The organism is Kocuria sp. U4B, assembly GCF_054875615.1.
Genome location: NZ_CM142180.1, coordinates 1,312,953 through 1,324,751 on the forward strand (window position 1 = coordinate 1,312,953; position 11,799 = coordinate 1,324,751).

Annotated in this window: 11 protein-coding genes; 8 read left to right on the top strand and 3 right to left on the bottom strand. The window is 74.1% G+C overall.

Translation table 11 applies throughout. The annotated features are described in order from the left end of the window. Window positions 1–162: 162 nt before the first annotated feature. Entirely contained in the window at window positions 163–387 is a 225-nt protein-coding gene (locus ACYSMR_RS06225; protein ID WP_251334361.1) for a DUF3073 domain-containing protein, read from the bottom strand. 294 nt (window positions 388–681) lie between these two features. Beyond that, window positions 682–3,297, bottom strand: a complete 2,616-nt coding sequence (gene clpB, locus ACYSMR_RS06230) for an ATP-dependent chaperone ClpB (RefSeq protein WP_251334362.1) — start codon at window positions 3,295–3,297, stop codon at window positions 682–684. A 222-nt stretch (window positions 3,298–3,519) separates the two neighbouring features. Between clpB and ACYSMR_RS06235 the strand changes: the two genes are divergently transcribed. The 8 genes from ACYSMR_RS06235 (at window position 3,520) to ACYSMR_RS06270 (ending at window position 10,953) form a co-directional block, all read left to right on the top strand. Next, a complete protein-coding gene (locus ACYSMR_RS06235) occupies window positions 3,520–3,852 on the top strand; it encodes an ArsR/SmtB family transcription factor (protein WP_461747688.1) in 333 nt (110 codons plus the stop codon). After that, window positions 3,849–4,556, top strand: a complete 708-nt coding sequence (locus ACYSMR_RS06240; protein ID WP_461747689.1) for a cation transporter — start codon at window positions 3,849–3,851, stop codon at window positions 4,554–4,556. Before ACYSMR_RS06235 ends, ACYSMR_RS06240 begins: the two co-directional genes overlap by 4 nt. A gap of 34 nt (window positions 4,557–4,590) precedes the next feature. Next, complete coding sequence (locus tag ACYSMR_RS06245; protein WP_461747690.1) at window positions 4,591–5,949, top strand: copper resistance CopC/CopD family protein; 1,359 nt, start codon at window positions 4,591–4,593, stop codon at window positions 5,947–5,949. A 153-nt stretch (window positions 5,950–6,102) separates the two neighbouring features. Beyond that, a complete protein-coding gene (locus tag ACYSMR_RS06250; protein ID WP_461747691.1) occupies window positions 6,103–6,615 on the top strand; it encodes a hypothetical protein in 513 nt (170 codons plus the stop codon). 351 nt (window positions 6,616–6,966) lie between these two features. Further along, on the top strand, window positions 6,967–7,425 hold the full coding sequence (locus ACYSMR_RS06255; RefSeq protein WP_461747692.1) for a hypothetical protein: 459 nt from the start codon (window positions 6,967–6,969) through the stop codon (window positions 7,423–7,425). A gap of 159 nt (window positions 7,426–7,584) precedes the next feature. Then, complete coding sequence (locus ACYSMR_RS06260) at window positions 7,585–9,120, top strand: MFS transporter (protein WP_461747693.1); 1,536 nt, start codon at window positions 7,585–7,587, stop codon at window positions 9,118–9,120. 202 nt (window positions 9,121–9,322) lie between these two features. Next, window positions 9,323–10,117, top strand: a complete 795-nt coding sequence (locus ACYSMR_RS06265; RefSeq protein WP_461747694.1) for a ferritin-like domain-containing protein — start codon at window positions 9,323–9,325, stop codon at window positions 10,115–10,117. Beyond that, window positions 10,114–10,953: a hypothetical protein gene (locus ACYSMR_RS06270; RefSeq protein WP_461747695.1), complete on the top strand. Its 840-nt coding sequence runs from the start codon at window positions 10,114–10,116 to the stop codon at window positions 10,951–10,953. Before ACYSMR_RS06265 ends, ACYSMR_RS06270 begins: the two co-directional genes overlap by 4 nt. A gap of 45 nt (window positions 10,954–10,998) precedes the next feature. On the opposite strand, the gene ACYSMR_RS06275 is transcribed toward ACYSMR_RS06270, so the two are convergent. Then, a complete protein-coding gene (locus tag ACYSMR_RS06275) occupies window positions 10,999–11,718 on the bottom strand; it encodes a YcnI family copper-binding membrane protein (RefSeq protein ID WP_461747696.1) in 720 nt (239 codons plus the stop codon). Window positions 11,719–11,799 lie beyond the last annotated feature (81 nt).

The following is an 11,799-nucleotide window of genomic DNA, read 5'->3' on the forward strand; positions in this document are numbered from 1 at the left end:
GGCGGGGCCGAGCGTCGGCGGGCTCCCCCGCGCCGGGACGGCGCCGCCCCTCGGCGCCGTCCCGGTCCGGGCGGGGTGCGCAGGAACGCAAAGGAGGTGCCCGTCCGTGACGGGCACCTCTGTTGCGCTGATGCAGTTGAGACGAGCGGATCTCCCGGGTGGTTACCGGCGGTAGTCCTCGTCGTAGTCGTCGGCGTACTTGTCGACGTAGACGGAGTAGTCGTCCTCGTCCTCGTCGATGCGGTCCTGGACCGGCTCCTCCACGGGGGAGGACTGCTCGCTGCCGCGCAGCTCGCGCTGCAGAGCGGTCAGATCGGTCTGCGGGCTGAAGTACTTCATCTCCCGCGCCTGCCGTGTCGCCTTCGCCTTTTGACGGCCGCGCCCCATGGCGTGACCCCCTCTGTCTCTTGGTCCGGGTGGCGGTACACAGGCACAGAGTACGGCCCCGGAAATGTCTTATGAATGGTTCGTGGGTCCAGGGTACATGGTTTGCCCGCCCGGTGCGCCCGCCCGGGCTCCGGCACGGCGCTCTGTCGGCAACGTCACGGGAAGCACCCGGGCTCCGCCCCGGGCCACGCGCGCGAACAGGCGACCGAGCCGCGGCGGGACGCCGGGGAGGACGCCGGCGGGCCGCCGCCGGGAGCGTTCCCGGCGGCGGCCCGTCGGCGGGCGGGGGCCGCGTCAGCGCGCGGCGTGCGCCTCCTCGCGGACGGCGGAGACGGTGAGCCCGTCCGCCACGACGTCGGCGTCGACGTCCACCCGGACCGTGTCGCCGTCCAGGACCGCCCCGGAGAGGATCGCCCGGGCGAGCTTGTCGCCGATCTCGCGCTGCACCAGCCGGCGCAGCGGCCGGGCGCCGTAGGCGGGGTCGTAGCCGGTGAGGCCCAGCCACTCGGTCGCCGCCGGGGTGACCTCCAGGGTCAGCCGGCGCTGGCCCAGGCGCTCGGCCAGCTGGGCCACCTGGATGTCGACGATCTTGGCCAGGTCCGCCGTGGACAGCGGGTCGAACAGGATGACGTCGTCGAGGCGGTTGAGGAACTCGGGCTTGAACGAGGCGTTGACCACGTTCATCACCGCCTGCTTCTTCGCCTCCTGGTCGATGGTCTGGTCCACGAGGAACTGGCTGCCCAGGTTGGAGGTGAGGATCAGGATCACGTTGCGGAAGTCCACGGTGCGGCCCTGGCCGTCGGTGAGCCGCCCGTCGTCGAGCACCTGCAGGAGGATGTCGAAGACGTCCGGGTGGGCCTTCTCGATCTCGTCGAGCAGGACCACCGAGTACGGCCGGCGCCGCACGGCCTCCGTGAGCTGGCCGCCCTCCTCGTAGCCGACGTACCCGGGAGGCGCGCCGACGAGGCGGGAGACCGTGTGCTTCTCGCCGTACTCCGACATGTCGATGCGGACCAGGGCGCGCTCGTCGTCGAACTGGAACTCCGCGAGCGACTTGGCCAGCTCGGTCTTGCCCACGCCCGTGGGGCCCAGGAACAGGAACGAGCCGATCGGCCGGTTCGGGTCCGAGATGCCCGCCCGCGACCGGCGCACGGCGTCCGCGACGGCCTGCACGGCCCGGTGCTGGCCGATGAGCCGCTTCCCGAGCACCTCCTCCATGTGCAGCAGCTTCTCGGTCTCGCCCTGGAGCATCCGCCCGGCGGGGATGCCGGTCCAGGCGGAGATCACCTCGGCGACGTCGTCGGCCGTGACCTCCTCGGAGACCATGGTGTCGTGCGGGACCGTGGAGTCCTCCTGCTCCTGAGCGGCGTCGAGCTCCTTCTGCAGGGCCGGGATCTCGCCGTAGAGCAGCCGCGAGGCCTCCGCGAGGTCGCCCTGGCGCTGGGCCATCTCCGCCTGCGAGCGCAGGTTGTCGATGCGCTCCTTGAGGTCGCCGACCCGGTTCAGCCCGGCCTTCTCCGCCTCCCAGCGGGCGTTGAGGGCGTCGAGCTCGGCCTTCCTGTCGGCCAGCTCCTGCCGCAGCGCCCCCAGGCGCTCGACCGAGGCGGGGTCGGTCTCGCGCTCCAGGGCGAGCTCCTCCATGGTCAGGCGGTCCACGGCGCGGCGCAGCCGGTCGATCTCCTCCGGGGCGGAGTCGATCTCCATCCGCAGCCGGGACGCGGCCTCGTCGACGAGGTCGATGGCCTTGTCCGGCAGCTGGCGGCCGGGGATGTACCGGTTGGACAGGGTGGCGGCCGCCACCAGGGCGGAGTCCGCGATCTGGACCTTGTGGTGGGCCTCGTAGCGCTCCTTGAGCCCGCGCAGGATCGCGACGGTGTCCTCCACGGAGGGCTCGCCGACGTAGACCTGCTGGAAGCGGCGCTCCAGCGCGGCGTCCTTCTCGATGTTCTCGCGGTACTCGTCCAGGGTGGTGGCGCCGATCAGGCGCAGCTCGCCGCGGGCCAGCATGGGCTTGAGCATGTTCCCGGCGTCCATCGAGCCCTCGGCGGCGCCGGCGCCGACGACGGTGTGGATCTCGTCGATGAAGGTGACGATCCGGCCCTCGGACTGCTTGATCTCCTCGAGCACGGCCTTGAGCCGCTCCTCGAACTCGCCGCGGTACTTGGCGCCGGCCACCATGGACCCCAGGTCCAGGGAGATCAGCGTCTTGCCGCGCAACGACTCGGGCACGTCCCCGGCGACCATGCGCTGGGCGAGGCCCTCGACGACGGCGGTCTTGCCGACACCGGGCTCGCCGATCAGCACGGGGTTGTTCTTGGTGCGGCGGGACAGCACCTGCACCACGCGGCGGATCTCGGAGTCGCGCCCGATCACGGGGTCGAGCTTGCCCTCGCGGGCCATGGCGGTGAGGTCGGTGCCGAACTTCTCGAGCGCCTGGAACGTGCCTTCGGGGTCGGGACTGGTCACCCGGCGGTCTCCTCTCACGGAAGGGATGGTGGTCCTGAGCTGGTCGGGGCCGGCGCCCGCGCCGCGGAGGATCTCGCCGGCCCTCCCCTCCTGCTGGGCGAGGCCGTACAGGAGGTGCTCGGTGGAGATGTACTCGTCGCCGAGGGACTTGGCGAACTGCTCCGCGGCCTGGATGACCTGGAGGGCGCCGCGGTTGAACTGGGCCTGGGCGGTGGAGGACCCGGACGCGGACGGCAGGGACTTGATGGCCGCGCTGGCCTGGGCCGAGACGGCGTCGACGTCGGCGCCGGCGGCCTTCAGGACGGCGACGGCCACGCCCTCGCGCTGGTCCAGCAGGGCCTTGAGGACGTGGGCGGGCTCGATCTGCGGGTTGCCCGCGGTCGAGGCGTTGGTCGAGGCTGCGGAGAGGGCCTCCTGCGACTTGGTGGTGAACTTGGTCTCCACGAGGGCTCCTTGTCGGTGGACGAGCTGGTGCGAACTGACCCGGCCGCTGCTCCACACCGAGTGCGCTCCAGCAGTTCAGCTAACCTGAGTCTATCTCACTCAACCCTGGCCGACCAGAGATTATTTCCCGGACCGCGCCCCGGAGCCCGCCGTCCACGGGGCAGCCCTCGCTCCCCGGCCGGGCTCGTGCCCGGAGTACAGGGAACGGTGTACCGTTCGAGCATGACCACGGTCACCCGCACGCACACCACGGCGCTGTCCCGGCTGGGCCAGGCCCTCTCCGACGGGACGCGGGCCCGGGTCCTGCTGGCCCTGCGGGACGCCCCGGCCCGGCCCTCGGAGCTGGCCCGGGCCCTGGGGGTGTCCAAGCAGGTGATGTCCAACCAGCTGGCCTGCCTGCGCGGGTGCGGACTGGTCGCGGCCACCCCGGAGGGGCGCAGCACCTGGTACCGGCTCGCCGACCCCCGCCTCGGGGACGTCCTGGAGAGCCTGCTGGAGCTGGTGGTCGCCGTGGACCCGGACTGCTGCACCCCGGAAGGATGCACCTGCTCATGACCTCCGTGTCGATCGGGCCCCCGCCCCTCAGCGCGGCCCGCCGGGCGGTCCTGCACCGGAGGGTGCGCCGGATCGTGGCCGCCACGATCGCCTACAACGCGCTCGAGGCGGTCATCGCCCTCACCGCCGGCACCATCGCCTCCTCCTCGGCGCTGATCGGCTTCGGGCTGGACTCGATCGTGGAGGTCCTCTCCGCGGCGGCGGTGGCCTGGCAGTTCGCCGCCCCCGACCCGCACCGCCGGGAGAGGGCGGCCATGCGGGTCATCGCCTTCTCCTTCGTCGGCCTGGCCGCCTTCGTCACCGTCGACGCGGTGCGCACCCTGGCCGGGGCGGCCGAGCCCGAGCACTCCCCGGTGGGGATCGCCCTGGCGGCGGTGAGCCTGGTAATCATGCCCCTCCTGTCCTGGTTCGAGCGCCGCACCGGCCGGGAGCTGGGCTCGGCCTCGGCGGTGGCCGACTCCAGGCAGACCCTGCTGTGCAGCTACCTCTCCGCCGTGCTGCTGGTGGGGCTGCTGCTCAACAGCACCCTGGGCTGGTCCTGGGCCGACCCGATCGCCGCCCTGGTCATCGCCGCCGTCGCGGTCAAGGAGGGCCTGGAGGCCTGGCGCGGGGACGCCTGCTGCACCCCCCTGCCGGTGCTCCTCGACGGGGACGAGGGCTGCGCCGACGGGTGCGCCTCCGGCTGCTCCTGCTGCGCCCGCTGATCCGCCCGGCCCGTGGCCGACTAGGGTTCGGAGCATGGACTCCACGGGACCCGGCACAGGACCGGCAGGAAGGCCGCCGGCGCCGGCCCGCCGACGGCGTCGAGGCCTGCGCGTCGTCCTCGTGGCCGCGCTCGCGGTGCTGCTGACGGTCCTGGGCGCACCGGCGGCCACGGCGCACACGGAACTGGTCGGCACGGACCCGGCCGACGGGCAGGTCCTGCAGAGCACTCCCAGCACGATCACCCTGTCCTTCAACGAACCCGTCGGCGCCACGCCGGAGGCCGTCCGGCTGCTCGCCCCCTCCGGGGACCGGATCCCGCTCACCGCCCGGGCCCTGGACAGCACCGTGGGGCTCACGCCGTCGACCGCCCTCGGGGACGGGACGCACACCGTCCTCTGGCAGGTCACCTCCGCCGACGGCCACCCCGTCTCGGGCTCCTTCACGTTCTCGGTGGGCGAGCCCACCGCCACCACCGTCGAGGCCCAGCAGCACGCCCCGTCGGCGGCGACCGCCCACTACGCGGCCCAGACGCTGACCTACGCCGGGGTGCTCGCCACCTCCGGCCTCGTCGTCTTCGACCTCCTGCTGTTCGCGCCCCGGCCCGGCACGGCGCTGCGTGCCCGCCGCCGGCTGCACCGGCTGATGCACCTCGGCGCGGCGCTCGCGGTGGCCGGGACCGTCGTCTCGGTCCTGGCCTCGGTGCTGTGGCAGGCCGGGGCGGCCCCGGTGTCCCTCACGGACGGCGCCCTGTGGCGTGCCGCCGCCGGCTCCGGCTCCGCCCTGGCCGCCGTGCTCACCACGGCCGGAGTCCTCACCGCGGCGCTGGCCGCGCCCCGGGCCGCCGGCCGCGGCGGCGGGCGCCTGGCCCGGGGAGCGGCCCTGGGCGGGGCCGGGCTGGCCGGCGCCTCCCTGGTGGTCATCGGCCACACCCGCAGCGCCGAGCCGGCATGGCTCGTCGTGCCCGCCGATGCCGTGCACGTCGCCGCCGGGCTCGTGTGGGTCGGGGGGATCCTCGGGCTGGTCACCGTCCTGGGGCGCACCTCCGACGCCTCCCCCCGCCAGGCCACCCTGACGCTGTCCCGCTTCTCCGCCGTCGCGGGGTGGGTGGTGCTGGCCCTGGCCGCCACCGGTCTGCTCCTGGGCTGGCGCATCCTGGGCGGTCCCGGGGCCCTGGTGTCCACCGGGTACGGCCGGATCCTGCTGCTCAAGATCGCCGTCGTCCTGGGCGTGGTCGCCGTCGCGGCCTGGAACCGCTTCGTCCACCTCCCCCGCGTCCTCACCCGGCCCGACTCCCGGGTCCTGGCCGACCTGCAGTCGACGATCCAGGGAGAGGGCGCCCTGCTGGTGCTGGTGCTGGCCGTCACCGGCGTGCTCACCTCGCTGAGCCCCTGACGGCCTGCGCGCCGATCCCGATCCGCTCCGCCAGGTGAGCGGCGGGGGGACAGCAGCGGTCCGGCCGGGACGCACCCGCGCCGGTTCCCCGTTTCCGCACGGCGGAGACCTACGCTGGAACTCCCCGACAGCACCACGCGAAGAGGCACCCCCATGAGCAAGCAGATCGTCTTCACCGCCCTGGCCCTGGCGTCCGGCCTCGCGCTGGCCGGCTGTTCCGGCTCCCCCCAGGCCGAGGGACAGAGCCCGACGACGCCCCCGGCGGCCTCCGCGACCGCCTCGCGGGCCGGTGCGGCCACCACCGCCGCCGAGACGCCCGGTGACGAGGCCACCGCCGCCACCGGCACCCCCGGCGACGAGGCGACGACCGCGACCGGCGCCCCCGAGGAGGAGGCCCCCGCCGCCACCGGCGCCCCCGGCGACGCGGGCCAGGTCCCGGGCTCGGCCGGTGCCCCCGACCCGTCCGCCGAGGTCGACATGCCCGGTGCGATGCCGGACCAGAACTTCACCTACGAGGAGGCCTACGCGGCCTGGCAGAACGGGATGCCCTACTACGACGCCTTCTGCCTCAACTACGACCCCACGACCCCGGCCGGGATCTCCCAGTGCGAGGGCATCGAGCTCGGCACCGTCGACAGCATCACCGGCGAGTACATCGGCGGGTGACGGCCGCCGCCGGGGTCCCCGTGCCCAGGACGCGGGCACGGGGATCCCGTCGTCGGGCGGGGCGGCGTGGCATCCCTCACCGTCGGCACCGGAACCTGGGCCTGACCTGGTCCTCCGCTCGCCGGCCGCGCGGTGTGACCAATCAGATAGTGCCCCGACTGGGGAGTACGGCCCCGTCCGCCGGAAAATGGAGAGGAAGGCGCGAGCGACGCCGGACCCGCGCGGCAGTCAGGCACTGCCCGGGACCCGGCACGCCGCACCGGCGCCCCGTGCGGATCCGGGCGCCGCGCCAGGCCCGTCGACAGCCGCCTCCGCCTGCCTCCCCTACTTCCGCGCGTCAGGAGCATCCTCATGAGCTCGCAGCAGTCCCTCGACGACCACGACCGCACCCGCACCGCTCCCGTCCCCGTGCGGGTCTTCGACGACGTGGCCGACACCCCCTGGACCCCCGCCCCGCGGTGGTGGAACCACCCCATGACGGTCGCCGTGACCGCCACGCTGTGCGCGTGCGTGCTCACGGTCGTCCCCTCCCTTCCCCCCATGACCGGGTTCCTCGTCGCCCTCACCGGCTACGTCGCCGCCCTCGGCCTCGCGATCAGCCGCTGGTGGTGGTCGACCAGCCGTGACCGCGCCGGCGCGGAGGCCGCGTGGGTCGCCGGCCAGAGCGGCTACGCGCTGTCGGTCGCCGAGGGCGCGCTGCGCTGGACCGACGAGGACGGGACCAAGTCGGCCCGGCTCGACCACCACCGCGGCGGGTGGCGCCTGAGCCTCTACGACGTCCACGCCCCGGCCCTCCAGCACGGCGCCTGAGCCAACGCCGCCCGGCGCCGGCCGGGCGCCCCGCGCCGGTGCGCCCCGGGACCGGCGCCGGGAACCATCAGGGGACTGCGCACTCCGCTAGGGTGGACGGCTGGTCCGTGCGGCTCCGCGCCGCCGACCGTGCCCGTGCCCCCGACGGAAGACAGCTCCATGCCGACACAGACCTCCCAGCCGCCCCACCAGCCGCACCCCCGAACCAGCGCTCCCGCGGCCCGGACCCGCCCGAGACCGCGCCGCTTGCGCGTGAGCGACGTGAACGTCGTCGACGAGCGGATGCTGCGCCGGGCGGTCGCGGGAACGGTGGTGGGCAACGCCATGGAGTGGTACGACATCGGCGTGTACGGCTACCTCGCCGTCACCATGGGACAGGTGTTCCTCTCGGACGCCGAGAGCTCCGTGCAGGTCCTCTTCTCGCTGGGCGTCTTCGCCGCCACGTTCATCGCCCGCCCGCTGGGCGGGGTGTTCTTCGGACGCCTGGGCGACCGGCTGGGCCGGCAGAAGGTGCTGGCGACCACGCTGATCCTGATGGCCGCGTCCACGTTCCTGATCGGCGCCCTGCCCGGCTACGCCACCCTCGGGTTCCTCGCCCCGGTCCTGCTGCTGGTGCTCAAGCTGCTGCAGGGCTTCTCCACCGGCGGTGAGTACGCCGGCGCCACCACGTTCGTCAGCGAGTACGCCCCCGACAAGCGGCGCGGCTTCCTCGCCAGCATCCTCGACCTCGGCAGCTACCTGGGCTTCGCCGCCGGCGCCGCCGTGGTCTCCGTCCTGCAGCTGAGCCTCACCGACCAGGCCATGCTCGAGTGGGGCTGGCGGATCCCCTTCCTGGCCGCGGGTCCGCTGGGCCTGATCGCCGTCTACTTCCGGCTGAAGATCGAGGAGTCCCCCGCCTTCCAGGCCACCCTGGACGCCCAGGAGTCGTCGAACGGCCAGGACGCGGACGGCGTCGCCCACGGCACCGTCTCGCTGGTGCGCACCTACTGGCGGCAGATCACGCTGGCGGTCGTGCTGGTGGCCGCGGCCAACACCGTCGGCTACGCCCTCACCTCCTACATGCCGACCTACCTCACCGACGCCATGGGCTACGACCCGGTGCACGGGACGCTGCTGACGATCCCCGTGCTGGTGGGCATGTCCCTGTGCATCCCGCTCGCCGGCCGCCTGTCGGACCGGATCGGGCGCCGCCCGGTGCTGTGGCTCGGAGCCGGGTGCACCATCGTGCTCTCCCTGCCGGCCTTCCTGCTCATCGGCGTGGGCGAGGTGTGGACCACCCTGGCCGGCCTGGCGCTGATCGCCCTGCCGGTGACCTTCTACGTCGCGAACCTGGCCTCCGCCCTGCCGGCGCTGTTCCCCACGGCCAGCCGCTACGGCGGCATGGGCATCGCCTACAACTTCGCCGTCGCGATCTTCGGGGGCACCGCCCCGCTGATCATCGAGAGCCTCATCCAGCTCACCGGCAACGAGCTCATGCCGGCGTTCTACCTGATGTTCACGTCGGTGGCCGGAGCGATCGCGATCCGGTTCATGCGCGAGTCCGCCAACCGGCCCCTGCCCGGGTCGCTGCCCAGCGTGGCCACCGAGCAGGAGGCGCACGACCTGGTCGAGACCCAGGACTCCAACCCGGACCTGGACGTCGCGGCGCTGCCGCTGCCGCCCGAGCCGGAGGCCGCGGCGTCCAGGGCGCGGTGAGCCGGGACCGGATGGCAGGAGCCGCCGCGGACGACGTCCGCGGCGGCTCCTGCCATCACGGCCCGTCCCCGGGGCCGCACCGGGGGGCGGCCCGGCACGGCGCCGGGGAGAACTCGTGGTGCCTCGACCCGTCCGGCACCCCGCCGGCTCCGAACTCCTGGTGACACGGCAGGCACGCACCCGGAGCAGGGAGAGAGACACCATGGCTTTCGACATCGACAGATACGCCCGCGAGTCCGTGAGCATGAGCTGGGAGGACCTGGGGCTGGAGGCGTTCCGCGACGATCCGCTGCCCCCGGACACGCTGCGCACGCTGCGCTACATGTGCGACATCGAGTTCCACACCGTGTGCTATCTGCGGGACATGCTCGTCAGCCCCTCCCGACGGGACCCCGAGGTCAGCACCTTCATGACCATGTGGAACCACGAGGAGTTCTGGCACGGGGAGGCGCTGGCCCACGTCCTGGCGCTGCACGGCGTCACCGTCGCCTTCGACGAGGTCAAGGCCAGGCGGGTCAAGCTCGGCTGGCGCGACCGGATCAGCCCGGTCAAGCAGTCCGTGCTCTCGAACCTCGTCGGCAAGGACTTCGTCGCGGTCCACATGCTCTGGGGCGCGGTGAACGAACGGTCGGCCCACGCCGGGTACAAGCGGCTGGCCGCCCTCGAGGACCACCCCGTGCTGGCCCCCCTGCTGCGGCGCATCGCCGCCCAGGAGACCAAGCACATCGCCTTCTACACCACGCAGGCCCGCGCCCGACTGGAGGAGAGCCCGAAGGCGCAGAAGCTGGCCCGTCTCGCGCTGCGCACGGCGTGGCAGCCCGTCGGGTCCGGGGTCTCGGACGAGGACGAGGTCACCCACGTGATGGCCCACCTGTTCTCCGGCCCGGAGGGGCGCAAGGAGATCGAGGCCATCGACCGGCAGATCGCGAAACTGCCGGGGATGGAGGGACTTACCGTCGTCGCCGACGCCATGGACGCCCGGGGCGTGCCGGCATGAGCGCCGGCAGCGGGTTCGACGTGCGCGCCTACATGCGCGCCCCGCACGTCCTGCGCCCGTCGCACCTCGACCCGCAGGCCGTGCCCACGCCCGCCCCCGCGACGCTCGCGACGCTGGCGCACCTGTGGTGCGCCGAACGCGGCCTGCTGGGGCGTCTGCGGGACGTCCTGCTCACCCCCACCCATGCCGAGTCGCGGGTGACCGCCTTCCTCACCACGTGGTCCTACGAGCAGTACTGGCTGGCCGAGACCCTGCGCGCGGTCCTGGCCGCCCACGGCCCCGCCCCGCAGGAACCGGCGGACACGGCTCCCGGAGGGCTGCTGCGCGCGTGGGACGAGCGGCTGCGGCCCACCGTGGACGCGGTCGGCACCAACCTCCTGGGCGCGGACGTCACCGGCGCGCACATGGTCACCAGCTGGCTGGACACCGCCGTCCTGGCCCTGCACTACCGCCGGCTGGGCTCGGCCGAGCCGGCGCTGGGCGAGCTGACCGGTGCCGTGGCCGCCCTCAAGGAGCGGCACCTGGCGTTCTACGCCGAGGAGGCCGCGACCCGCCTGGCCGCCCGCGCGGGCGCACGCCGGATCGCCCGGGTCGCGACCGCGCGGTGGTCCTGGCCGGGCACCCGCTACGCCGGGCCCGCACCGGCCCGGGCCGGTGCGGGCCTCCTGCTCGCCGACCCGGCGTGCCGCGCCCGCGTGGCCGAGATCGACAGCGGCGCCGCCGCGTTCCCGGGCCTGGCCGGGATCCGCCCGGTGCGCACCGCGCTCGGGCGCCTGGCGCCCCGGTCCGCCGAGGGTCCCGCGCACGCGGTGCGCGGGACCCTCGTGCTGCCCTGACCCCGCCCGCGGGACGGCCCCTGGGGCCGTCCCCGGGCGGCGCGATCAGCTCCGGCGTCGGGTGCGGACCAGGGCGAGCGCGCCCGCGGCCAGGCCGAGCAGGCCGGCGACCAGCGCCGACCAGCCCAGCGCGGTGCCGGTGGACGCCTCCTGCGAGACGGTCTCCTGCGCGCCGGCCGCCGGCGTGGTGCCGTGGTCGTGGCCCGTCTCCTCGGCGGCGGTGGTGGTCAGCGAGGGGGCCGGGTGCTGCGGCTCCTCCTGGCCCTCGACGGCGGGCTCCTCCCAGGCCACGGTCCGTCCGTCGGTGTAGCTCTGGGTCACCGGCAGGAGGATCTCGGTCCCCTCGGCCGGCAGCGGGCCCACCGAGATGGTGAAGGTCTGGAACTCGTCCGGGCCGATCGTGTGCTCCTCGTCCGCGGTCCAGGTGATCGTGGAGACCGCCTCCGTGATGGCGCCCTCCCCGACGGTGGCGGGGCTCGCCAGCTCCTCCTCGGCGAGCTCGGCGGTCCAGCCCTCGACGGGCCTCACGCGCACGGAGGCGAAGGGCGTGCCGGCGGGCAGCTCCAGCTCGAGCTTGTTCGTGGAGGCCGTGTCGGACTCGTTGGGCACCGAGAAGGTGACCTGCGTGTAGCCCCCGGCCGCCGTGGTGGTCGAGGTGGCCGTCACGTGGGCGGCGGCCGGGGACAGCCCGAGGGCCGTCAGCCCGGCCGCGACCGAGAGGGCGCCGGCGCCCTTAACCAGGCGCGCGGTGGTGGTGTTCGTCATGGGAGTGCCTTTCAGCTCCGCCCCGGGGACCCCGGGGCGCGTAGGAAGTTCAGGGGGCAGCAGGGGCGCCCGTCGCGGAGC

What these genes read in the sequence shown, in the direction of transcription:
- ACYSMR_RS06225 (WP_251334361.1), bottom strand. Translation starts at nt 387, where the DNA reads ATGGGGCGCGGCCGTCAAAAGGCGAAGGCGACACGGCAGGCGCGGGAG.
- ACYSMR_RS06235 (WP_461747688.1), top strand. Translation starts at nt 3,520, where the DNA reads ATGACCACGGTCACCCGCACGCACACCACGGCGCTGTCCCGGCTGGGC.
- ACYSMR_RS06240 (WP_461747689.1), top strand. Translation starts at nt 3,849, where the DNA reads ATGACCTCCGTGTCGATCGGGCCCCCGCCCCTCAGCGCGGCCCGCCGG.
- ACYSMR_RS06245 (WP_461747690.1), top strand. Translation starts at nt 4,591, where the DNA reads ATGGACTCCACGGGACCCGGCACAGGACCGGCAGGAAGGCCGCCGGCG.
- ACYSMR_RS06250 (WP_461747691.1), top strand. Translation starts at nt 6,103, where the DNA reads ATGAGCAAGCAGATCGTCTTCACCGCCCTGGCCCTGGCGTCCGGCCTC.
- ACYSMR_RS06255 (WP_461747692.1), top strand. Translation starts at nt 6,967, where the DNA reads ATGAGCTCGCAGCAGTCCCTCGACGACCACGACCGCACCCGCACCGCT.
- ACYSMR_RS06260 (WP_461747693.1), top strand. Translation starts at nt 7,585, where the DNA reads ATGCCGACACAGACCTCCCAGCCGCCCCACCAGCCGCACCCCCGAACC.
- ACYSMR_RS06265 (WP_461747694.1), top strand. Translation starts at nt 9,323, where the DNA reads ATGGCTTTCGACATCGACAGATACGCCCGCGAGTCCGTGAGCATGAGC.
- ACYSMR_RS06270 (WP_461747695.1), top strand. Translation starts at nt 10,114, where the DNA reads ATGAGCGCCGGCAGCGGGTTCGACGTGCGCGCCTACATGCGCGCCCCG.
- ACYSMR_RS06275 (WP_461747696.1), bottom strand. Translation starts at nt 11,718, where the DNA reads ATGACGAACACCACCACCGCGCGCCTGGTTAAGGGCGCCGGCGCCCTC.